Origin of the sequence: Nostoc sp., from assembly GCF_036917375.1 — a bacterium.
Lineage (GTDB): Bacteria > Cyanobacteriota > Cyanobacteriia > Cyanobacteriales > Nostocaceae > Nostoc.
Genome location: NZ_JBALDN010000050.1, coordinates 70,605 through 94,689 on the forward strand (window position 1 = coordinate 70,605; position 24,085 = coordinate 94,689).

Below are 24,085 nucleotides of genomic sequence, written 5' to 3' on the forward strand. Positions count from 1 at the left end.
CTTTAGGCGGCGGATATAAGCGAATAGGATGAATTTATTCATCCGTGATGTGGATCATTAATATACTCTAAAATTTTCTGAGTACTAACTTTTCCTGTAGTATCAAACATATATGAATGCGTCCACAGACTAGGAAGCTTCATTAGTTCTGGGAATTCTTGCCGTAAATATCTTGATGACCGACCCTTAAACGCTTTCACTACTTGAGATATTGAGTGATGCGGATCATACTCAACTAATAAATAAACATGATCTGGTGCAATTTCCAGTGCTTTGATAACCCATTTATTGTCATTGGCAACAGATTGAAATATTTGAATACATCGGAGTTTAAGAGGTTCACTGTTGGCGAAAATTCTCCTACGACGGCATGGTATCCAGACCAAATGAACGGTTGCTAACCCGATTGCATGGTTGTAATGATTGTATACAGTTTTCATGTAGATGAGTATTGATTATCTACGTCATAGATGGTATCATGACTACATGAAAACCTTGAAGTTCAAGCTATACAGTCACAAGCGCAATAGATACCTCAAGCGGTCAATCAATGCTGCTGGAGTTATTTATAATCATTGCATTGCCCTGCACAAGCGGTATTACCGTCGTTGGGGCAAACACTTGAACTGTGCCAAGCTTCAAGCCCATATTGCCAAGTTACGTAAGCGCAAAGAGTTCTGGCAGTCGGTTGGCTCTCAGGCAGTGCAAGATATTTGTCAACGCATTGAGAAAGCCTATCAGTTGTTTTTTAAACACAACAAAAATGGCTGTTGTCCACCAAACTTCAAGAAAGTTAAAAAGTATAAATCATTCACGTTAAAACAAGCAGGTTATAAATTTTTAGGTGGTAATCGGGTCAAGATAGGGAGCCGCGTTTATCAGTACTGGAACTCTAGAGAAATTGAGGCGAAAATCAAAACCTTGACTATTAAGCGTACCCCGTTAGGTGAGCTATTCATGGTTATTGTTGTTGATAGCAGTGATGAGCCAGAAATCAAATTCACGACTGGTAAAATAGCGGGGTTTGATTTTGGGCTAAAAACATTCCTCACCTGCTCTGATGGTACTAATATTGAGTCTCCCCAGTTTTTCAAGCAATCTCTCAATGCAATAAAGAAAGCTTGCTCGAATCATTCTAGGAAACTAAAAGGCTCGTCCAATAGGGAACGAGCAAGGAAAAATTTAGCACGGAACCATGAAGACATAGCTAATCGCAGAACTGATTGGTTCTGGAAGTTAGCACACGAGTTAACCAACAAGTTTGATGTGCTGTGCTTTGAAACGCTCAACCTCAAAGGCATGAAGCTACTGTGGGGAAGAAAAGTTAGTGATTTAGCACTTAGAGACTTCTTGGATATCTTGGAATGGGTGGCAAAGAAGAAGGGTAAACAAGTAGTCTATATTGACCAGTGGTATCCATCTAGCAAGACTTGCTCCTCTTGTGGCCATATCTTAGAAAGTTTGGACTTATCGGTTAGAGAATGGCGCTGTCCATCATGTCAATCTGTAAATGGGCGTGATGACAATGCAGCGCGAAATATTCAAGCAGTTGGGGCATCGACTGTTGAGTTAGGTGATGTAAGTCGGGCCATGCCTGCAATTGCTGTTTGACCTCAGAATCCCCCGTTTTATAAACGGGGGAGTATGTCAAGAATTATCTGTGATTCGTCCAGTCAAATTTGCAATCATCAATACTAATTCAGTAAGCTCAATCGGTTTAGCTAGATGCATTTGGAAACCAGCATCAATTGCCCTTTGCCGCTCTTGCTCGGTAACGTAAGCACTGATTGCTGCTGCTGGAATTTGTCCCCCAGCTTCAGCCTCAAGCTCTCTAATCTGACGAATCAGGGAGTAACCATCCTGCTCTGGCATCCCAATATCTGCTAGAAGCAGATCGTATCTGCCAGGAGATTCAGTTAGAGCGGCGATCGCTTCCCTTGCCGATGTCACAACTACTACTTCCGCCCCGAAATTTTCTAACATCGACTTGATTAAGTCGCGGCTATCCGCTTGATCGTCTACAGCCAAGATGCATAACCCTTCAATGGTAAAGGGTGGATTTTTACCATTTAATGTATGCTCAGTATGCTGAGTCTCTGACAAAACGATCGGCTCTAAATAAGTTGGCGGTGTAATTTCTGGCGGCATTGAGCGCAGAGGCAGCCTGATGATAATTGTGGTTCCTCGTCCCTGGCCTGGACTTTGCGCTTGAACTGTTCCACCGTGAAGTTCTACAATATGACGGACGATTGACAAGCCCAATCCAAGCCCCTGACTTGTTTTACTGCTGCTGGAATCTCCTTGACGAAAGCGCTCAAAAATATATGGCAGCAAGTCTGCTGAGATGCCAATTCCGGTATCGCTGACTCGAATTTCAGCCTGACTATATACAGCTTCGAGCATAACTCCCACTCGCCCATCGGCTGGCGTGAACTTAATCGCGTTAGAAAGTAAATTCCACAGAACTTGCTGTAAACGGTCAAAATCTCCGACAACTGTCGCCGAGTTCAACTGTGAAACAATTTGAATACCTTTCGCCTCTGCGGAAAATTCGATAGACTCAATCGCGGCATCCACTACTGAAACTAGATCGATTAGACGAGTGTTTAAATGAAGCTTTCCGCTCGTAATCCGTGAGATATCCAGCATATCATCGATTAACTGAGCCTGCACATTAGCACTCCGCTCTACCACTTCCCAGGCACGAGCGATCGCTGAAGAATCTAAATCGCCGGTGCGGATAAGTTGCACCCAGCCGAGTATAGTATTGAGCGGGTTACGAAGTTCATGGGAGAGGTTCGACAAGAATTCATTTTTAGCTTGGTTGGCATTTTCCGCTTCTTGACGGGCTGACTGCTCCTGTGCTAAAAGTTGCGATCGCTCTAACTCAAACTGCTTGCGATCGCTAATATCTTCAATCGCCAGCAAAATATTTTGAGCCTCTCCCTGTTGAACAATTTTCCAACCATTTAGCAGCATGGTTTTCTGCCCAATCTGCTCAAAACGATGCTCTACCTCTAAGTTTTGAATACTGGTATCGTTGGCAAAAATGTCTTCTAGGAGTTCTTGTAGTCCAGGTAAGTTCCACTGACCATTCCCTAGTTCAAAAATCAGAGATTGCGTTGTCTCTGATGGTGAAACCTGAAATGTTTCATAAAAGGAGTGATTGGCTTTGCTCACTCGGAAATTAGAATCAAGCACGATTAACGGTACTTGTACCGTCTCCACAATTGCTTCAGCATAATTCCGGGCTTGTTCTAAGGTTGTAGCAGTGCGTTTAAGAACATCAATATCTATTAACACCAGCACTACACCGTCAATCTGGTTTTCTGTGGTGCGATAAGGACGGATGCGGAGATTATACCAATGTCCCCCCAAAGTTTGGACTTCTAATTCTTTGATGCTGAGTGTGTCAAGTACCTCTAAAATTAGAGGTTCTAAGTCAGGAATATTCAGATTGGCTCTGATATCGCTCAAAGGTCGTCCAGCATCGGCGGGAATTAAATTGAAAAGCCGTTGCGCCATTGGCGTAAAACGTCGAACCCGTAAGTCCGAAGTCAATATCAAAATGGGAATATTGATACTGGCAAGTAAATTCGTCAGATCGTTGTTAACTTGCTGTAATTCTAGATTTCGAGAGCGAAGTTCTTCATTAGTTGTGTTGAGTTCTTCGTTGGTTGCCTGAATCTCTTCTTTAGCAGTTTCTAGCTCCTCATTGGTGCTTTGCAACTCTTCATTACTGGAGAGGATTTCTTCATTGGCAACTTTCAGGTCTTGATTGATGTGTTCTTGCTCTTGGATCACCGCTTGCAGATATTCTTGAGTCGCGGCCTTCTCTTGATTGGCGTTTGCGAGTTTAAGTCTTAGCCGAACAATCTCTTGCTCTAAGTCTGACTGCTCTTGGCTCTCAGGATTTACCGTGCTGAGATTGTTAACCGTGGGTGGGGCTTCTTCAAATAAAATCAAAAAGTAGAATTCTTCCTCGGTCGCAGGCTTGAATGGAATCACCTCAATATTGATGATTTTTGAAAGATTGCCCTCTTCAATTCGTAACCCTTCCTTTCTAACTATAATTTTTTGCCGTTGTGACTGATAAATTGTCGCGCGTAGCTCTACGAGCAAGCCTTGGCGCACCATTTTAAATAAATTGAGACTCGGTTTTCCAGGTGAAACTTTGAGGTAGAGATCGATTTCTCCCCGAAATTGCAGCACCTCCATTTTGTTGTTGATTACTACACCCACTGGGGCATAGCGATTCAAGATCAGTTGGTCAGTTTTTCTGTCTAAATCAAACTCATCGGATCGATTCTCATTGATCGGCTTTTCCTCCACTTTTGCGATCGAATAATTACTGGTAACGAACGACAGAATTGGACGATTTGCAATTAGCTTCTTGGCATAGATTTTATTATTTCTGTCAATCAGAGTAAACAACTCTGAATATTTACCAGTGCTTTCTGAAGTTCCTAGCAGCAAAAAGCCAGTCGGGTTGAGACTGTAATGGAAGATGGGCAATATCCGTTTTTGCAACGTTTCGTCCAAGTAAATCAGTACATTCCGGCAGCTAATTAAATCTAAGTTAGAAAAAGGGGGGTCGCTACCCAAGTCTTGTCGGGCAAACACACACAGTTCGCGGACGGCTTTACTAATTTGATACCCACCGCCTTCAAGGGCATTAAAGAATCTGCGACGGCGCTCTGGTGAGACTTCGATCATTTGATTCTCTACATAAATGCCCGATCTTGCTTTGTCAATCGCTATCTCGCTGATATCTGTGGCAAAAATCTGGATCGGCGGCAGGGTGACTTTATCCGACAAAAACTCCAGCAAAGAGATGGCGATCGAATAGACTTCTTCGCCCGTGGAACACCCAGCTACCCAAATTCGAATCGGCAATGCTGATTTGTTTTGGATGATAGTGGGAAAAACTCGCTCTTTCAAGAGTTGAAATGCTTCGGGGTCGCGGAAAAAATAGGTGACGTGGATTAGAATTTCTTCATAGAGCGCTTTGACTTCACTCGGATTTTCTTGCAAAAACTGGGCATAATCCTGCAAGCGTTCTAGTTTATACAACAGCATTCGGCGCTGGATTCGGCGATCGAGGGTGTTAGGCTTGTAGTGGCTAAAATCAACGCCAGTTGCCGCTCGCAACAACACAAATATAGTCGCCAGGGCATCCCCTTGTTCTGGCAATTTCTCAATTGCGATCGCTGGCAATGAGTCAGAAATAAAAGGATTGCGACTGAGGTTTATCAGTTCCTCGGCGATTTTTTGAGGCGGCAGCACAAAATCAACATTCCCTGTGGCAACAGCAGTATTGGGCATACTATCGAATTTTGCCGTGTCTTCACACTGAGCAAAAGTCACGCCTCCGGCTGCCTTGATTGCCTTTAACCCCAGCGAACCGTCTCCATCGGCTCCAGATAAAATTACTGCGATCGCTTTGCGCCCTCGATCTGCTGCCAATGATGTAAAGAACGCATCAGCAGGCATATATTTCCCCTGAACTTTCTCTCGCGGCGTGAGTTGCAACATTCCACCAGACAACATCATCTTAGTGTTAGGCGGAATAACGTAGACCTTGTTAGGTTCTATAGTCACGCCATCTTGCACTTCAGTGACGGGCATTTTAGTTGTTCTTGCCAGAATCTCGCTCAACAGACTCTTGTGGTTAGGGTCTAAGTGTTGAATCAATACAAATGCCATCCCTGTATCGGTAAGCAAATATTTGAGCAACTGCGTAAACGCCTCTAATCCACCCGCAGAGGCGGCAATGCCAACGACGGGAAATAAAGCATCTGCAATCTCTTGCTGTTCTACGTCGAACGCATCATTAGCGGTAGATTCAGATACAGGTTGCTCAAAGGGTCGATCGGATGTCATAGGATGAAGTTTAGCACTGCAATGATTTGGCAGATTAGGTTTATATTTTAGGTCAGTTTACTTACTCCCCTTGTATTTAATAATAGTTTAAATACAAATTAAATAAACAATTTAAGTTTCCTAAATCCAAATCAGTGCCAAAAAATAAGAAGCTATAATAAATGCAATACCAATAATTCCGCTACTCAAAATCAAAACTAATTGAGTTAAAATATACATTTGATAATCTCTGAAATTAATTCTATCGTTTATCAAATTTATTAGGAGCGTTTTCAAAACAATTATCTCCACCAAGAAATGACCTATATCATTACTTTTCAAAAGTTAGACTACTATATCTAAGACATTAATTAAAGCTCGTCAGTCTGAAGATGAGGATTATTAGCAATTGCTAAAATGCCAAGCACCGCAACAAAATCATCAATAACTACGGGTTTAGCAAAGCATAGACTGAACCCAGCTAAAAGTGCGTTTTGATACATATCTTCTGTTACAGTGCCTGTGAGAGCGATCGCTGGTACTACTTTGCCTCGCTCTCCCGTAAGTGTTCTCACTTGGTGAATCAGAGCATAGCTATCCTCCTTTGGCCAGGAAATACCATTCAAGAGGATATCAGGTTGCCATTGCTCAAATATTTCCAGAGCTTGCTCTCCTAAAAATGCCGTTTGCACCTTCACACCATAGGATTGCAACATCGGCGTCAACGAATTGCAGAAATTGACATCATTATCTACAAGCAGTACTCGTAGCCCTTCTAGGGATGAAGGATGAGTAGGAAATCTATTGTTTATATGCATTATAGTTTCAAAATTGAGATTTTATTAAGCTTTGAAATGTTCTTAGAGGATGTCTGAAAACTTTTATTTGACTTACTAAGTTTAATTTTTATTAACAGTTTTTACTATAACATCCTACTGTCGAAGCTCGTGTTTAAATAAATGTTTGAATAGCGTATAAGTTGTATGATTTGTATACAATTACCAATAAATATTCTGATAAAAAAATTTAAATCATTCCAATGGTGAGTAACTAATGATATCAATAGTATGTCTAACGGAGTAGAATTTTTCTATCGTTCAGTAGAAGTCAACGCAAAATTTCAATTACTGTACGTATATGCTGTGCCTGAAGGTGATAAAGAGGCTATAAAGCAGACTGGATAAAAGATATAGCACATAAACCCCGATCAAAACAGGGTAGTTTACCAGGCTTTAAATGTATGAACTCATGAATTAAATCAGCCTAAAACTTAATCGCACCTACTCATAATTAGCCATTGCATTCCAATCTAAAAGGCACTATATCAGAGGTATAATCACTTTAATTATTTTAGACTTGCAAAAATATGTTTTTGCATTCTTATATCATGTCCACTTGATTACTTATTAAATCCGAAGAACCCACCCCGCTAAAGCTACGCTTTATCTCCCCTCCCGAAGGCCTACGGTGTACACACAAGTCAAATTACCCCTCTTAATCCCCCCTTTATAAGGAAAAGTTGGGGGGATCTTCCAGGATTATCATAACAATGCTTTATTAGGCATTAACTCGCTCTCAAAACGGCTGTAAACAATTTGGGTTGGATACCAACAAGAAAACCAGTACAAATCTTGCATAACTTTGCAAGAATTACTCTCATCTGCTAACTCAAAGTGAACCAGAGCTAAATTATTTAATCCAACTACTTCTCGTCCCTCTTGGAACCAACGAGATTTCCAAAACATCAGGGGTTGCAACCATTTCCATTTAGCATTTTCGGCTCGTTTCCAAGGAGCTATCAAGGATAATATATCTGCTGTGTAGTCAGAAGTCTGAGCGCTGTTTCGAGGTATCCACTCCAGCACACAATGCCAGTCAGAGTCATTTAGCATCTGACGGTTATGGTGTAATTGTTTCTCGGAAATTTCTACCATATTGGGTGGATTAATCCAGCCTATCCAATGTCGCACCTTTTCTGGTAGCAGCCAATCTTTCAATCGTGTATGAATCAGCCGCGTCAATATCTCTTCATTCTTCAATGCACTAGCGGTTAACTGTACCAAGACGGATTGTAATTTGGAATGGGTGCGTGCATAAGATAAGTGAGCAACAGAACTGTAGTGAATATCCCCAGATAGAATCACGACTTGTTGACGTTCTTCAAACAAAGTAGTTAGGAATTTCGCCAGTGCTTCAACATTAATGTTCCAGGCATCTCCAACATCTGTTGAAAAAACTTTCTCCTGGTTTAAGTGCCAATGATGAATCCAATCAATCACTTGTAATCCAAATACATTTGTAGGCGCAATCACAAATGTAGTTTTAATCTGAGTTTGTTCATCTATTTCTTGTAAAGGTAAAACTAGTTGTTGCTCAAAAGCTTTGGGACACAATAACATCGGCGGCGCAATTGGTTTTTGATCGGCTGGATAACCTCGCCATGTACGTGTATCCAGCACAATTACTTCATGGCAATCGCTTCTGACTATGTAGTGCCAAGTCAGTGCTTCAGGATCTCGATCCAGAATGAATACTGCACCGTCTCGGACTAAAATAGGTAAGTCTGTGTGGGGATCGTTAGCTGGCATACCTACATAACGAGCGATCGCTTCATCAGCCTTTGCATCCGTTCCTTGAGAAGCTGACCAAGCTTGTGCAGCCGCCAACAGCTTTTCACCTGGTTTTCCTTCTGTAAATTGCCCTGGTGTATTGCCCCAACCTTGAAATACTGTATAGGCTAACAAGGCATTTTGGACTATTCTTCGCCCTAATGGCCGCCCCAATACTCGCAAACACCAAGCTTGGTTCAAATTCCAGTCATCACTAACATCATGGTCATCAAAGATGCTGTGCATAGGAATATTGGCAAGGGCGCGGCGCACTTTCCAAAGGGTATAGATGAATTGTCGCAAATGCTTGACTGCGCGATTCCAGTCTTTGATAGCATGGCGATCGCGTGTTACTTGCTCTCCTTTGGGAAATGCAGTCGGCCAGCACACTGGCGACCAAGCGAGTAAATAAGTAGCATAATATTCACCCAGACTGAAAAGATGACTGTTGACTTTCTCAGCATTATTATGTAATCCGGCGGTCAAGCCAGCTTGATTTGTCGCCACATCAGCCCGTTCTCCAGGGGGTAGCTGCTGGGGAGTGCAGTACACTCCATTCACCGGAAGTTTTTCTTCCCAACCCAAGAGGACATCACCAAGAGTAGTAGCAACCCACAACGACGGATCTGCTACATCGTCGCCGTAAATTTGATCTCCAGTAAGAAATAGCTGATGAGGGCGGCGTTGGGGTTGATTTGCTGACGCCTGAATCATACTATCCAGAATTGGCAGTGCATCAAACCCATGACCATGAGGTTTACGGCAGGAAGCATGGACAATTTGCAAATCTTGAAGACGGTTTGGCGGTAGAGCAAAGGTTGGTTTTTGATGATCGAAGTAGCTGATGCTGACTGGAGGAGAGGAGTTTGAATATAATGCTTGTTGCATTTGCAGGGTTTGGTCAGCAACAGTAAACTGGAGGTCGTATGCATAGATGTGACCTCCAGTTAGGCGATGTCCAATTGTAGACCGAGCCGTGATGGCAACTACATGAAGATACTTACCCAGAGCAAAGGTAGAGCGTTCTCCTTCCAATAAGCAATTTCCTATTATTCCACCATCATTTGTTGTGTTATAAACCTTAAGTTCTACCTGACAAGACTGTTTTAGTGCCACCCATACTGTCACAGACTCTGGCTCAGTATGTTTGAGGATTGGGCCTCCTAAAATCAGTGGTAGTTCTTGTAAAAACTCGTCCCCAACTTGATACTTCATTGCAAACAGTTGACATGATGGTGTTTTAGATGTGTTACTTTGCTCCTAAATTAGTAGCCCCAACTCATCTAATCACCAATCATGCATCAATTCTTATCTGTTTAACATCAGTTTATAGCGCAAATAGATTGCAGCCTAAAAGTTCAGGGACGAGCGAAACGCGCATCCCATAAAAGTGATTATTTTAGTTAATTAATTCCGCGCGATACCTTCTTCCCGCGCGGCACGTTGCACAGCCGCAGCAACAGCAGTGACAACGCGCTCATCAAAGACTGAAGGAATAATATGTTCCCGATCCAAGTCTGAAGGCTTGACTAAAGAAGCGATCGCACTTGCGGCTTCTAAGTACATTTTGATGGTAATTGTCTGCGCTCGACAATCTAAAGCACCACGGAATACCCCAGGAAAAGCGAGGACGTTATTGATTTGATTTGGGTAGTCGCTGCGACCGGTCGCAATGACAGCAACATCTTTACTGATTAATTCTGGCTGAATCTCTGGAATCGGATTTGCCATTGCAAAGATAATTGGATCTTTCGCCATCGATTGCACCATTTCTGGTGTCAAAACTCCTGGTGCGCTGACTCCAATAAACACATCTGCCCCTTGCATTGCACCCGCTAATGTACCCTGACCTTTCACAGCAAATTCGAGTTTTTCCTCTGTCAAATCGGTGCGATTGGTAGAGATAATCCCTTTAGAGTCGCACATCCAGATTTGTTCTGCCCCAGCTTTACGCAGTAACCGAGCGATCGCCACTCCCGCCGCCCCAGCACCGTTAATCACAATCTTGATTTCTGCTAAGGATTTATGTACCAGTTTCAGCGAATTAAACAACGCTGCCAAGGTGACAATTGCTGTACCGTGCTGGTCATCGTGAAAAACGGGAATATCTAACTCTTGGCGTAATCTCTTTTCGATTTCAAAGCAGCGAGGTGCAGCGATATCCTCTAAGTTCACACCCCCGAATACTGGAGCAATATTCTTAACTGCCTGGATAATTTCTTCTGTATCTTGGGTGGCGAGACAAATGGGAAAAGCATCCAGCCCCGCGAATTCCTTGAATAGCATTGCTTTGCCTTCCATGACTGGTAAGGCTGCTGCTGGGCCGAGATTTCCCAAACCCAAAACGGCACTACCATCGGTAACAATGGCAACGGTGTTTTGTTTGATGGTTAAGTTGTAAACTTCCTCTGGGTCTTGAGCGATCGCTGTACAAATTCGACCGACTCCGGGCGTGTAAGCCATTGCTAAATCGGAAACACTCTTCAGGGGAATTCTACTGGTAATGCTGATTTTGCCACCGCGATGCAAATTAAAGGTGCGATCGTAAACACTGAGTAACTTGATGTCTGGCAACACCTTGATTGCTTGCACAATGGTTTCAGCGTGTTCAGTACTGGCAGCATCCACGGTAATATCACGGGTGGATTCTTTGCGGGTTTGCTCGATTAAATCGATTTGACCGAGATTACCACCACAGGTTGCGATCGCGTGTGTTACCGACGCCAACATCCCTACACGATTGGGAATCTGCAAGCGCAGTGTCAAACTAAAACTAGAATTCGGAGTTAGGTCTGCCATGTTGATTTTGGATTTTAAGTTTTAGATTTTATATTGAATTGAGACAAAAACTAAAATCTAAGATTTGTAGTCTGAGGAAACACAATGTATGTATCCAGAGATAACCTTCAGTAGTTAGTTTACTCACTGCTTACAGTTTTGATAATTATTTTTATTTATACCAATGCATTTACTAATATAAATGAGTAACAATTTAGTAATTGTACCCAAATACACCAGATATTTTTTTTATATTTAATCTGTGTAAATATTTGTATAACTATAGCTTGATGCATGAAAAAAGCGCCCTCTAGACAGAGAGCGCAGTTGAATTTTAACTTACAATTAGCCGTGAATTACAGGTGCCGCAGCTACACCCGTCGTAGACATCGTTGCTACAGGTACTGCCTCACCCACCGCTAAATCCAAGGGGAAGTTGTGAGCATTGCGCTCGTGCATCACTTCTATACCCAAATTGGCCCGGTTGAGTACATCAGCCCATGTATTAACTACATGACCTTTGGAGTCAAGAATTGATTGGTTAAAGTTGAACCCGTTGAGGTTGAACGCCATTGTACTGATACCCAATGCCGTCAACCAGATACCAACTACAGGCCAAGCAGCCAAGAAAAAGTGCAAAGAACGCGAGTTGTTAAAGCTGGCATATTGCCAGATTAACCGCCCAAAGTAACCGTGAGCCGCTACAATGCTATATGTTTCTTGTTCTTGTCCAAACCTGTAACCATAGTTTATAGATTCAGCTTCTGTTGTCTCTCTGACTAGAGAGGAAGACACCAAAGAACCGTGCATTGCTGCGAAAAAAGCACCACCGAACACCGCAGCTACACCTAATTCATGGAATGGGTGCATGAGAATGTTATGCTCGGCTTGGAATACCAACATGAAATTAAAAGTGCCGCTAATGCCCAGAGGCATCCCATCAGAAAAGCTACCTTGACCAATTGGATAAATTAAGAAAACCGAAGTCGCAGCAGCTACAGGCGCAGAGTAAGCAACGCAAATCCAAGGACGCATACCCAAACGATAGCTTAACTCCCATTGCCGACCAAGCCAGCAAAAGATACCAATCAAGAAGTGCAAGACAATGAGCTGATAAGGGCCGCCGTTGTAGAGCCATTCATCCATTGAAGCAGCTTCCCAAATTGGGTAGAAGTGCAAACCAATTGCATTAGATGTAGGTACAACAGCACCAGTAATGATGTTATTGCCGTATAATAAAGAACCAGAAACTGGCTCCCGAATGCCGTCAATATCAACGGGTGGTGCGGCAATAAAGGCAATAATGAAACAGATAGTAGCGGTTAATAGGGTAGGAATCATTAAAACGCCGAACCAGCCGATATAAAGCCGATTGTCGGTGCTAGTAATCCATTGACAGAAACGATCCCACAGGTTGCCGCTTTCGCTTCTTCCTAGAGTTGTGGACATAACTGTGTTATTTATAAATCGGTGACAACAAACTTTCCCAATTTTGAAGAATTGAGAATTAAGCTGTTTTCAAAGACTTTTGCCAAATACCCTCTCCCTAATAGCCGGGACTCTGTGGAATTACCTCACACCAAAAATGCTGTTAACTAATTTCCCAAGGGAGACTGTCTGAAAAAGGGAAAACTTTCCCGGCTCCTAATATCACGTTTTACATCAATAATTTGTATTTTTCAAGACATTATTTTTAAGTTTTGCTAAGTTAAATTCTGAACAAACTCAGCGTGTTCTTTTGAATTTAAACCTTGTTGCAGTACTGCTAAAACTGTCGTCATGTCACCTGTAATTAGTGAGGTGACAGCTAACCACAAACCTGGAAATACCCTACTTTTAATCACCCCATCTGTATCTGCGACAAGTGGCAAATATTCACCATGCTTGCTTAAAAAGTCATTGCTCACTCTTTAACGTGGTTTGAATTAGTCTGATATCATTAGTTTTTTCGTCCAGAAGGGTGAGGTATGTGTCAAAAACTAAAAATCTTTCTTATTTAACCCATTATTTATTAAACCATCCGTTTTAAGTTAATTACAACAAAAAAGCGCCCCCTTTCTGGAGGGCACTTTTTATTTAGCTAAATATTCAGAATTAATCTGGATGCCAACTCAAACCGGATCTTGGTCATGATCTGAGAATAAACATGAATGTAGTAATGTAAATTCTTATTTAACTTCGACAACTACATTTGCATTATTCCCACTAATATCACCGTATGATGCGGAGAATGGATTCGATGCATTTGCATCGAAACTGTTACTTCCAATATATGGATTATCCCAGGCAATGTGAAGAATACTTCCTAGCGCATTCTGGTAATCGACAAATCCCTGAGCGCCCGTTGCAAATCCATCTGATTCATTTTCAAAAGTAACAGGAGTATAACTAAGATGTCCAAACACATCAAAACTAGCAGCAGGAATGTTTTCCGGTGGAACAGATCCTCCATTGTTCGACCACTCACCATGATCCAGTCCTAAACCTATTCGATGCCAGGGCAGACCTGTTAAATTGTCAATAGTTATAGTAAAAGAACGTGCAGCCATAAAATAACCTCAACTTTGAGATTTAAGCTGTTTTCAAAGGCTTTTGCCAAATACTTTCTCCCTAATAGCCGGGACTCTCTGGAATTACCTCACACCAAAAATACTGTTAACTCACTTCCCCAGGGAGACTGTGTAAAAAAAGAGAAAACTTTCCCGGCTCCTAATATCACGTTTTACATTAATAATTTGTATTTTTCAATACATTATTTTTAAGTTTTGCTAAGTTAAATGCTCAACAAATGTGAATTAAACCCTTGTTGTAGGACTGCTAAAATTAATATAGTCATCGCTATAAAACAAAATCGACTTATTATTTTAAGGTAATTACAACTAAAAAACGCCCCCCATTTCTGGAGGGCGCTTTTTATTTAGCTAATACTGAAAGTATTAACCGTTGATAGCAGGAGCAGTCAAAGCGACAGGAGTAATTTCACCAGCAGCTAAGTCTAGGGGGAAGTTGTGAGCGTTACGCTCGTGCATTACTTCCATACCTAAGTTAGCGCGGTTGATTACGTCTGCCCAGGTGCTGATGACGCGACCTTGGGAGTCAATGATTGATTGGTTGAAGTTGAAACCGTTCAGGTTGAATGCCATCGTGCTGATACCCAAAGCGGTGAACCAGATACCGACGACAGGCCAAGCTGCTAGGAAGAAGTGCAGTGAACGGCTGTTGTTGAATGAAGCGTATTGGAAGATTAAACGACCGAAGTAGCCGTGGGCTGCAACGATGTTGTAGGTTTCTTCTTCTTGACCGAATTTGTAACCGTAGTTTTGTGATTCGGTTTCGGTGGTTTCACGCACCAAGGAAGAAGTTACTAGAGAACCGTGCATTGCAGAGAACAAACTTCCGCCGAATACACCAGCCACACCTAACATGTGGAAGGGGTGCATCAAGATATTGTGTTCTGCTTGGAACACAATCATGAAGTTGAAGGTTCCAGAGATACCCAAAGGCATACCATCAGAGAAAGAACCTTGACCAATTGGGTAGATCAAGAATACTGCGGTAGCGGAAGCCAGAGGTGCGCTGTAAGCTACGCAGATCCAAGGACGCATACCTAAGCGGTAAGAAAGTTCCCACTGACGACCAAGGTAGGCAGCGCAACCGAGCAAGAAGTGTAAAATCACTAGCTGGTAAGGACCGCCGTTGTACAACCACTCATCTAAGGAAGCTGCTTCCCAGATTGGGTAGAAGTGCAAGCCGATAGCGTTTGAAGAAGGAACAACTGCACCAGAGATGATGTTGTTTCCGTAAATCAAAGAACCTGCAACAGGTTCGCGAATGCCGTCGATGTCCACGGGAGGAGCAGCGATGAAAGCAATTACGAAGCAAGTTGTAGCAGCTAGTAGGGTTGGGATCATGAGGACACCAAACCAACCGATGTAAATGCGGTTATCAGTGCTGGTGATCCACTCGCAAAAGCGATCCCATACGTTAGCGCCGGAGCGCCGTTGTAAGGTTGTGGTCATTGTTTTATAAGTGCTATGGGTTGTTAAATATGGAACAAGCGATTTTATTTTCGCCTGTTGAAATACAGTCTACATGAATTTACTTTGACACGATCTTTCACTTAATATTCTGTAACGTAATTCTTTAACAAGCTCATCGAACTGTAAAGTTTTCCTTCTATAAATAATCAAGGTAAAAGTAATGGATTGAGGCTTTTTCAGCTATTTCAACAATAAACTAGCTATCAGTTTCAATGAAGCGATCGCCTAGTTATTTACCTTTACACTTCTTTACAATTAGCCGATGAAAAACATTTTAAGTCTTGTTGATTTGTAACAAAATATTAAGTTGTATATGTCTGATGGTTCAGTTAAAAATCAAAGTAGATGTAGGGCAAACTGCCTTCAGGAGCTAATAACCAAACAGCGTAAAAACATAGGGGGACGAAGACAAGCTTAAGAGGCCAGTTAAACTCCAACTTCAGCATTCGATTGAATGCATAGATTACAGCCATAAGCGCAGCTAAACCTAGAAGTACGCAAGCAAGTTGGGATTGGCTCATATTTAAGGCTTCCACATAGACCTTTTCAGCAAACTGGGCGTCAGCCGGATAACCCCAAAGATGCCGAATTACCAAAGAAGAGTCTTGGAGATTAGGTAGACGAAACCAAATCCAAGAGGTAAAAACCATCAGTTGAGTTAAAAACCAAGCGACAAAGATACCTAGAGGATTTTGCCAGAATTGTTCTAAAGTTTCAAAGCGATCGCTTATAGAATCTGTAAGTCGATGAACCACTAAAGCTAATCCGTGGATTATACCCCAAACGACATAACCCAAAGCAGCACCGTGCCAGATACCAGCAATTAGCATCACAATAAATAAATTCCAGCAGGTACGGACTAAACCGCGACGGGAACCACCCAACGGAAAGTACACATAGTTACGTAACCAATCTCCCAGAGTCATGTGCCAGCGCCGCCAAAATTCGGAAATATTGGTGCTGAAATAAGGAAAGTCGAAATTTTCAGGTAGAACTAAGCCGAAAAGCATAGCACTACCACGGGCAATATCTACGTAACCGTTGAAATCTAGATACAACTGCAAGCCATAGGCGAATGTAGCTAACCAGAGATCCGTACTACCGGCTCGTTGCAAATTACCAAAACATAAATCGACGAAAATTCCCAAGTGGTCTGCAAAAATACCTTTTTTGACTGCACCCCTAGCAATCAACCACAGGGCTTCAGCTACTCTATTAGTACTAGGTAATTCTAGTGTATTAAATTGATTTGCTAAGTTGTGATAGCGCGTAATCGGCCCTGAAATCAGTTTTGCAAAAAATAATTTGTACGTAGCAAATTTGAGAAAATTGTCAGTAGCAGGGGCACCGCGATAGACATCTATTAAATAGGCAATACATTCAAAGGTGAAAAATGAAATTCCCAAAGGTGCAATTAACTTAAAAGAGCTATCTGGTGAGTTTGTTTGGACATGAAAAACAAACTTGAATAAAGGGGTAAAATACTTAAAAGCTAATAGCAGTAAAACATTTAGAATTATACCCACCCACAAAACCTTGAGACGGCGACGATTCCAATCAACTTGAGCAAATTGCCACTCTTCATTAGAAATTTGCCAGTCAAGAGAATGTTTTCCTGGTGATGTGTTGTTACCAATTTCCAGCCCTATACGGAAATTGATAAATGTCAATGCTAATAGTAATGGTATGTATTGGATGTGCAAAGATGAATAGAAAACCAGACTGGCAATTAGCAGCGTCCACAATCGCAATTTATGTTGTGCTAAAGACCAGTAAATTCCTAACACACTCAACAGGAACAGCCCATAGAAAATTGATATAAAGTTCATTTTTTAGTCATTAGTCATTATCGATTATTCTCCCCATTCCGCCCTCCTTACTTTCTACTTCACTGGCCAAGGAATCATCGGATCGTTAGCTAGCTTTTTCGAGACTTCGTATGCACCAAATCGATTGAGGTGGCTAGGATCGGAAAAGAAATCATTTACTTTTGGCCACTGTTGACTCAAATCACGATAAATAAAATTGGGATTAGTAGCCAAACGCAACATATATTGCTGAAATTGTTGCTCATATTGTTTACGCACTGGATCTAAATAATCTGCCGTCAGAGGCATATTGACAAACACTAAGGAGATTTTCTGAGACTGGGTAAACTGAAGCACTTCTTGAAAAGCAGTATCTTGCTGTCCTTCTACTTGGAAAGATTTATAGTCGTTGTCATAATTGCCGGGAACTCTAGAATGTTTTTGATAGTATCTCGCGGGATTAAAGCGAATCGACAAGGGTAGAAAGCCATCAAAGTCAACGGCTTGCTGGGAAATACTTTCATCTGAAGTACCGTCTGTCAACTGTTTTTGTGATGCAACTGTCTGATTCTTACCAAATAAGAGCAGTTGTTTTTGCAGTAAGCTTTTAATTTGGTCGCGGTTTTGATAGCTAGTAGAAACAGAGGCTAGAGCCTGATTTAACGACTGATTGACGGCTTCGTAAGTACTAATCTCCTGTTTTTCTTCGTTTGTCTTTTGTTCTTCCGAATTTACTGTATTCTCTGGTAAATCATTGATATTTGCAGTGGTTGCTGTTTTTTGGAATGCTTGCTTATAACCAACGGATGCCGCAAGCGATTTAAAGGTAATATCCTCGCGTCCACCGTTGAAAGCACGCGCCCCATCTGCCCAGATAATTATTTTGGGTAGTTCTGATGGTTCTAGTACGTGACGAATCACAAAGTCTACAACTTGTGCCGTAGCACCGTTAATTCCAAAGTTAAACACGTCGAGATTTGGATAGCCTTGAGTTGCTAAAGCTTTAGAAAGTGCTGCGGGATCTACTCCTCTGAGGGCGCGGGAGGAGCCAATAATCAACACATCTGGGGGAGTACCAGTTCTGGCTAAACGCTGTTTATAGAGTGCTAGTTGCTCATCTAACTGCCTGACATTAAAACTTGGCATCTGCGATCGCGCTGCTAAAAGAATAGCTGTTGCGGTTGCTTTTTCCTTCAGTGGTGCGGCTGCCAAATTATTTTTTGGGGTATCATCACTTTGGGTAAATTCCGAAGCATTAAATACAGAACTCTGATTTGGAGGAGATTTTGTCTTGGAAGTGCTGCTAAAAAATGTCGTTTTCTGACTCTGATTTTTTCCAGATGTCAAAGATGCCTTTTGCTCGGAAGATGAAGATGGGAGGGTGGCACTAGCTACTTTTGGCGAACTGGGCGTATTAAGTGTAATAATTCGACCCAATACCCAATCAGTTTGGAGGGTGAGCAATAATCCCAGTGTTCCCCAAACCAGAGCAATTTTAATTCCTTGAACATCATGGTTACGTTCTGCTGACTCGTTGCTTTCGGTAAATATCTGGCTTTTCAACAAGAATTTTCTCGCAGTTGAACTCGCCGTTGCTATCCAATCTCGCGCTACTTCGGTTACAAAATTTTGAACTTCTTCTGTCGTTAAGTCTGGGCGCAAAATTGGTTCACTAGTCTCAGATGTTACTAAATCGTCAATGTATATAGAAGTAGCAGCAAATTCTGGGGTTGCTTCTGGTACTAAACGTTGGCGATGTTCAAGATCGACGCCATAATGCCAAAAAGGTTCTTTATTCCCAGCACGGCGACCGTATATACGTACTCCCATGATACCGGAAATTTTTAACTGACGGATAAACTGCGTAATTTTACTTGTTACTTGTTGTCGCTGTGGACAAACAGGTGCATCACACATAATGTGCAATAAACCATTTTTGTTCAGTAGAAGTACGCGAATTCCCCCTGTTAATAGTCGCCAATCCAAATCAGGATTGAGTAAGCGCTCTAGTAAAAATACGATTGCTGGCTCATCGCCAGTATTTGCTAAATCAAGCGGTGATATGGCAAAGGCGGGATGCTTGGCTGCGGGTAAAGCTAGCCAATCAACCCAAGTGGGTTCCTTGTCGCCTGCTTTTTGTCCGTATATGGTGGCGGCGAGAATGCCTTGAGGAGCGATCGCTTCTAGCTGGGGTAAAATCGCTTCTAAGCACACTACCTTTTCTGGGATCGGGGCAGTTCCTAAGGGATCGAAAGCTGGGATACAAAATATATGTAGCGTTGATTCTTTTAGAGAAACTTGGACGCCAACTTTTAATCCTGATAGTACTTCAGCTAATAATCGAGCGATCGCTTGGACATCCCCCCAACGCGCCCACTCTTTCAGCATCACCTCTGGTGGTGTCAAATCCACCCGCAGCAGCCAATCAGGGGCAGTTTCGCCACTCACCTGAGAAACAATTACGGCATCTTGGTAGCCGGAAAGCTTGAGATAACGCAACTTTTGTGCTATTGGTTCGGCAAGCAACGATGCATCAGGGCTATAGCTTGACTGGCAAAATATCCACAGGCGATTTTCTTCTGGCTGAGAATTCTTAGGCTTATATAGCTTAATTTTTACCTGTACCGATACACCTAGCGTACTCAGAGTTTCGCTCAGATATCGAGCGATCGCTTCTGGATTGCCTTGGCGTGCCAAACTTTCGTTAGAGACAATTAGCGCCCCACCCGGTTGTTTTGATTTTTCCGAGTCTGCTAGCAGCGCTTGTTGCACCTGATCGAGATGCTTATCTATTTGATTCAAGTGAACTCGATGGCACCACGAGGGACGCTGTTCCCCTTTTCTGCGACCATAGACAAATACTTGATATATTGAGGTTTGTTCGCTGCTTGTGAGAATATCTAAGTTTGTTTGCTGTAATGCTTGCAGCAAATCAGACAAAGTACGCCAACGCTGCGGACATTCTGTACCTTCACAAAGAATATGAAGGTCATTTCCCCGCAACCGGACTTTCACTCCGAAAGTGTTGATCCCTGTTGCTTGGCTTACCCATTGCACTAAGGATTGCTGGCGATCTGGTACTACTGTTTTCATGCTCAGTTAACTTTACAGGAAGCGATGGTTGGGGGATAGTGCCTGCACTTGTAAACTAGAACCATAGGTCTATCACACTCTGACGTTTTTTTTTAACAATTTTGTTACCTTCGTAGCTCACAAAATCGGACAAGATAGTCTTGTATAGGTTGCAAGTCTGACTAATGTTGAGTTTTGCGTTTATTTTACTAATAGGGAGTCAAAAATCAGAAGTTAGGAGTTAAGAGAGACGAGATTAATCGCGTCTGTACAGGAACCAGGAGTCAGAATAATTCTATATGACTGGTTGATGACTTGTCCTTTAAAGGCGGCCTTGTGTCCCACTGCGCTAATGCCCCTGATGGGCGAAACAAACAATAAGCTTATCTCATTTCAACTCCATCTCTTTATTGTTGGAGTCATCCTAACTCCTAACCCTGAACTCCTTTTTACTCATAATTCCCATAACCAAAAATTAGCAATGCCTCCTACCAACCAACAGTCTTCACCTAAACCCGCATCCAATCTGGATTTGTTTCCCATTCCTCAATCACTCCTTTTACAAATAGGTACAGCGTCTATATTACTGCTGCTGATTACTGGAAAAACCACAGTAAGAGCACTAGAAGCCATAGGAGAAGCTAGTGAAGAATTATTTCGAGGCGATCGCCTACCCAATCTAGATTTCCCAGATGAACGCGAAATCAATCAAGATGAGAAGATATACACCAAATAATTATTTGCTCAGGAACAACCCAGCGAGCATTAAGTGCAAAACCTAGAACCGTAAACAGTAATTAGCTTTACAAGAATAGAGAATATGGGTTCCCTTTTATACTCTTCGTCTCAAACTGCTGATATATACCCGGTGTCGGAATTATTTTTGCGTCATCGTCTCCAGGTAGTGGAAGAATTGTGGGAGTCAGTTCTCCGGCAAGAATGCGGTCAAAATATGGTAGACTTGTTGCGTGAGTTGCGCGACCTATGTTCGCCAGAAGGACAAGCAACTAATGACCAAGCATCCTCAGCCGTCAACTTAATTGAACAACTAAATATCAACGAAGCAATTCGCGCGGCTCGTGCTTTCGCTCTGTATTTTCAGTTGATTAACATCATAGAGCAAGAATACGAACAACGGCAGCAATTGAGCCGTTATGAAGCAGAAACAGAGGCTACGGAGCCGGAAATACCGTCTAATGTTAACTATTCCTCCAATCAAAGAGAAGATGATGCGCCTGTTAGCAAGGGAATAGCAGCAGCCTTCCTCAAAAAGAATTATCTCGAAAAGGCGCAAGTCAAACCAAAAGGTACTTTTGCTGCCTTGTTTCCCTATTTATTCAAACTGAATGTACCACCCCAGCAAATTCAACGTCTAATTGCACATCTGGATGTGCGGTTAGTTTTTACAGCGCATCCGACGGAAATTGTTCGTCATACCATCCGAGATAAGCAGCGACAGGTGGTACAACTTTTGCAAAAACTGGATACCTTGGAAAACCATTCTGGGACTACACCAGGAGCATATCCTTGGGAAGCAGTAGATGTCCGCGAACAATTGCTCGAAGAGATTCGCCTGTGGTGGCGTACAGACGAACTTCACCAGTTCAAACCCACAGTGCTAGATGAAGTAGATTATGCCCTGCACTACTTCCAAGAAGTTTTATTTGATGGCATTCCCCAACTGTATAAACGTTTCAAACACACTCTATCCAATACCTTTCCTTGGCTAGAACCACCGAGTAAAAACTTTTGCTCTTTTGGCTCTTGGGTAGGCTCAGACAGAGATGGAAACCCATCAGTAACACCCGAAATTACCTGGAAAACGGCTTGCTATCAGCGCAAAATGGTGCTGGGGAGATATATTCAATCAGTGAAAAATCTGATTGAATTGTTGAGTGTGTCGATGCACTGGAGTGACGTTTTACCAGACTTACTAGAATCTCTAGAATTGGATCAGTCCCAGTTGAGTGAAGTCTACGACGCACTGGCGCTGCGTTATCGACAAGAACCTTATCGGCTGAAATTGGCTTACGTGCTGAAACGGCTGGAAAATACTCGCGATCGCAATCTGGCTTTGTACAATCGGGAAACGCCCACAAATCAAGATAGCCCCCTGTATCGTTCAGGAGCCGATTTTTTAGCAGAACTGCGAATGATTCAGCGCAACTTGACAGAAACAGGTTTAAGTTGTCGAGAATTAGAAAATCTCATCTGTCAGGTAGAAATTTTTGGTTTTAACTTAACACAGTTAGATATCCGCCAAGAATCATCTCGCCATGCCGATGCGCTCAATGAGATCCTCGAATATCTGCAAATATTACCTCAACCTTACAACGAACTCTCCGAGGAGCAAAGAGTTGCTTGGCTCACAGGCGAACTGCAAACCCGCAGGCCACTAATTCCAGCAGAATTGCCATTTTCGGAAAGAACCAACGATGTAATTGAAACTTTTCGCGTCGTGCGATCGCTGCAACAAGAATTTGGTCTCAATATCTGCCAAACTTACATTATCAGCATGTGCCGCGACGTGAGCGACGTGCTAGAAGTACTACTGTTAGCCAAAGAAGCCAGACTTTTTGACCCCGCCATTGCCGTCGGAACCATTCAAGTAGTCCCCCTATTTGAGACAGTAGAAGATTTACAACGCTCTAGAAGCGTTATGCGGAAACTGTTTGAACTACCGTTATATCGCGCTTTATTAGGCGGCGGCTACGAACAAACAAAAGCAGAAGGTGCAAATGAAAATTTATCCTCCCCTACTCCTGTGCTCCCCTGCTTCCCTGCTTCCTCCCCCCTCCCCACGAACTTACAAGAAGTAATGCTGGGGTATTCTGACAGCAACAAAGACTCTGGTTTTTTAAGCAGCAACTGGGAAATTCATAAAGCTCAAAAATCACTGCAACAAATAGCAGAAAACTACGATCTAAATTTGCGGATTTTTCACGGACGCGGCGGTTCTGTGGGACGGGGAGGCGGCCCCGCTTACGAGGCTATTTTGGCTCAACCTGGTCATAGTATTAATGGGCGAATCAAGATTACCGAACAAGGAGAAGTTTTAGCTTCCAAATATTCCTTGGTGGACTTGGCTTTGTACCACATGGAAACCATCACCACTGCTGTGATTCAAGCCAGCCTGCTGCGGACAGGGTTTGATGATATTGAACCCTGGAATGAGATTATGGAAGAATTAGCAGTGCGATCGCGTCAACATTATCGAGCTTTAATCTACGAACAGCCTGATTTTGTTGATTTCTTCCACGAAGTAACCCCCATTGAAGAAATTAGCCAACTGCAAATTAGTTCCCGTCCCGCACGCCGTCCATCTGGTAAAAAAGATTTAAGCAGTCTGCGAGCTATTCCTTGGGTATTTAGCTGGACGCAAACTCGCTTTTTACTTCCTTCGTGGTATGGCGTTGGCACAGCTTTACAAGAATTCCTGAACGCAGAACCAGAAGAACACTTGAAATTACTGCGCTACTTTTACGTTAAATGGCCCTTCTTCAAGATGGTGATTTCTAAGGCCGAGATGACCTTGGCAAAAGTAGATATGCAAATGGCACACCACTACGTTCAAGAACTCTCAAAACCAGAAGATCGACTTCGTTTTGCCAAGGTTTTTGACCAAATTGCTAGCGAGTTCTATCTGACAAGGGATTTGGTGTTAAAAATCACCGATCACAATCGACTGTTAGATGGCGATCCGGTATTGCAACGATCTGTGCAGTTACGCAATGGCACAATTGTCCCCTTAGGATTTATCCAAGTTTCACTACTCAAGCGTCTACGGCAGTCCCAAAATACTACTGCTACTTCTGGAGTCATTCATTCTCGTTACAGCAAAGGCGAGTTACTGCGAGGAGCATTGTTAACTATTAATGGTATTGCTGCTGGGATGAGAAATACAGGTTGATTGGGA

At 42.6% G+C, this 24,085-nt stretch carries 14 protein-coding genes; 3 read left to right on the top strand and 11 right to left on the bottom strand.

Features of this window, described 5'->3' with window-relative positions:
• Window positions 1–38: 38 nt before the first annotated feature.
• Window positions 39–440, bottom strand: coding sequence for an IS200/IS605 family transposase (tnpA, locus tag V7K45_RS13170; protein ID WP_335003996.1), 402 nt, complete (start codon window positions 438–440; stop codon window positions 39–41).
• Between the two features lie 46 nt (window positions 441–486).
• On the opposite strand from tnpA, the gene V7K45_RS13175 reads away from it, so the two are divergent.
• Window positions 487–1,611 (top strand): RNA-guided endonuclease InsQ/TnpB family protein, encoded by a 1,125-nt coding sequence (locus V7K45_RS13175; protein WP_335004102.1) that lies wholly within the window; start codon window positions 487–489, stop codon window positions 1,609–1,611.
• Window positions 1,612–1,647: 36 nt separating this feature from the next.
• Here the strand turns inward: V7K45_RS13175 and V7K45_RS13180 are convergent, their stop codons facing one another.
• The 10 genes from V7K45_RS13180 to V7K45_RS13225 form a co-directional block, all read right to left on the bottom strand.
• Window positions 1,648–5,883 (bottom strand): chemotaxis protein CheB, encoded by a 4,236-nt coding sequence (locus V7K45_RS13180; RefSeq protein WP_335003998.1) that lies wholly within the window; start codon window positions 5,881–5,883, stop codon window positions 1,648–1,650.
• A 350-nt stretch (window positions 5,884–6,233) separates the two neighbouring features.
• The gene (locus tag V7K45_RS13185) at window positions 6,234–6,680 is read right to left on the bottom strand and encodes a response regulator (RefSeq protein WP_335004000.1); all 447 of its coding nucleotides are present in this window, start codon (window positions 6,678–6,680) and stop codon (window positions 6,234–6,236) included.
• A gap of 723 nt (window positions 6,681–7,403) precedes the next feature.
• The gene (locus V7K45_RS13190; protein WP_335004002.1) at window positions 7,404–9,686 is read right to left on the bottom strand and encodes a PhoD-like phosphatase; all 2,283 of its coding nucleotides are present in this window, start codon (window positions 9,684–9,686) and stop codon (window positions 7,404–7,406) included.
• Window positions 9,687–9,878: 192 nt separating this feature from the next.
• Window positions 9,879–11,270, bottom strand: a complete 1,392-nt coding sequence (locus V7K45_RS13195; RefSeq protein WP_335004004.1) for a malic enzyme-like NAD(P)-binding protein — start codon at window positions 11,268–11,270, stop codon at window positions 9,879–9,881.
• A gap of 324 nt (window positions 11,271–11,594) precedes the next feature.
• Complete coding sequence (gene psbA, locus V7K45_RS13200; RefSeq protein ID WP_335004006.1) at window positions 11,595–12,698, bottom strand: photosystem II q(b) protein; 1,104 nt, start codon at window positions 12,696–12,698, stop codon at window positions 11,595–11,597.
• Window positions 12,699–12,952: 254 nt separating this feature from the next.
• Window positions 12,953–13,156: a hypothetical protein gene (locus tag V7K45_RS13205; RefSeq protein WP_442941992.1), complete on the bottom strand. Its 204-nt coding sequence runs from the start codon at window positions 13,154–13,156 to the stop codon at window positions 12,953–12,955.
• Between the two features lie 261 nt (window positions 13,157–13,417).
• Window positions 13,418–13,798, bottom strand: coding sequence for an aegerolysin family protein (locus V7K45_RS13210; protein WP_335004008.1), 381 nt, complete (start codon window positions 13,796–13,798; stop codon window positions 13,418–13,420).
• Window positions 13,799–14,185: 387 nt separating this feature from the next.
• Window positions 14,186–15,268: a photosystem II q(b) protein gene (psbA, locus tag V7K45_RS13215; RefSeq protein ID WP_335004010.1), complete on the bottom strand. Its 1,083-nt coding sequence runs from the start codon at window positions 15,266–15,268 to the stop codon at window positions 14,186–14,188.
• Window positions 15,269–15,618: 350 nt separating this feature from the next.
• On the bottom strand, window positions 15,619–17,118 hold the full coding sequence (locus tag V7K45_RS13220; RefSeq protein ID WP_335004012.1) for an MBOAT family O-acyltransferase: 1,500 nt from the start codon (window positions 17,116–17,118) through the stop codon (window positions 15,619–15,621).
• Window positions 17,119–17,172: 54 nt separating this feature from the next.
• Window positions 17,173–20,190, bottom strand: coding sequence for a DUF1574 family protein (locus V7K45_RS13225; protein ID WP_335004014.1), 3,018 nt, complete (start codon window positions 20,188–20,190; stop codon window positions 17,173–17,175).
• Window positions 20,191–20,650: 460 nt separating this feature from the next.
• On the opposite strand from V7K45_RS13225, the gene V7K45_RS13230 reads away from it, so the two are divergent.
• Window positions 20,651–20,905 (top strand): hypothetical protein, encoded by a 255-nt coding sequence (locus tag V7K45_RS13230; protein ID WP_322713171.1) that lies wholly within the window; start codon window positions 20,651–20,653, stop codon window positions 20,903–20,905.
• Between the two features lie 84 nt (window positions 20,906–20,989).
• A complete protein-coding gene (locus tag V7K45_RS13235) occupies window positions 20,990–24,079 on the top strand; it encodes a phosphoenolpyruvate carboxylase (protein ID WP_335004020.1) in 3,090 nt (1,029 codons plus the stop codon).
• The last annotated feature ends 6 nt before the right edge of the window (window positions 24,080–24,085 follow it).

Bases quoted from the DNA above. Each gene is read 5' to 3' on its own strand.
- V7K45_RS13175 (WP_335004102.1), top strand. From the start codon at position 487: ATGAAAACCTTGAAGTTCAAGCTATACAGTCACAAGCGCAATAGATAC.
- V7K45_RS13230 (WP_322713171.1), top strand. From the start codon at position 20,651: ATGCCTCCTACCAACCAACAGTCTTCACCTAAACCCGCATCCAATCTG.
- psbA (WP_335004006.1), bottom strand. From the start codon at position 12,698: ATGTCCACAACTCTAGGAAGAAGCGAAAGCGGCAACCTGTGGGATCGT.
- V7K45_RS13235 (WP_335004020.1), top strand. From the start codon at position 20,990: ATGGGTTCCCTTTTATACTCTTCGTCTCAAACTGCTGATATATACCCG.
- psbA (WP_335004010.1), bottom strand. From the start codon at position 15,268: ATGACCACAACCTTACAACGGCGCTCCGGCGCTAACGTATGGGATCGC.
- V7K45_RS13180 (WP_335003998.1), bottom strand. From the start codon at position 5,883: ATGACATCCGATCGACCCTTTGAGCAACCTGTATCTGAATCTACCGCT.
- V7K45_RS13220 (WP_335004012.1), bottom strand. From the start codon at position 17,118: ATGAACTTTATATCAATTTTCTATGGGCTGTTCCTGTTGAGTGTGTTA.
- V7K45_RS13210 (WP_335004008.1), bottom strand. From the start codon at position 13,798: ATGGCTGCACGTTCTTTTACTATAACTATTGACAATTTAACAGGTCTG.
- tnpA (WP_335003996.1), bottom strand. From the start codon at position 440: ATGAAAACTGTATACAATCATTACAACCATGCAATCGGGTTAGCAACC.
- V7K45_RS13190 (WP_335004002.1), bottom strand. From the start codon at position 9,686: ATGAAGTATCAAGTTGGGGACGAGTTTTTACAAGAACTACCACTGATT.
- V7K45_RS13195 (WP_335004004.1), bottom strand. From the start codon at position 11,270: ATGGCAGACCTAACTCCGAATTCTAGTTTTAGTTTGACACTGCGCTTG.
- V7K45_RS13225 (WP_335004014.1), bottom strand. From the start codon at position 20,190: ATGAAAACAGTAGTACCAGATCGCCAGCAATCCTTAGTGCAATGGGTA.
- V7K45_RS13185 (WP_335004000.1), bottom strand. From the start codon at position 6,680: ATGCATATAAACAATAGATTTCCTACTCATCCTTCATCCCTAGAAGGG.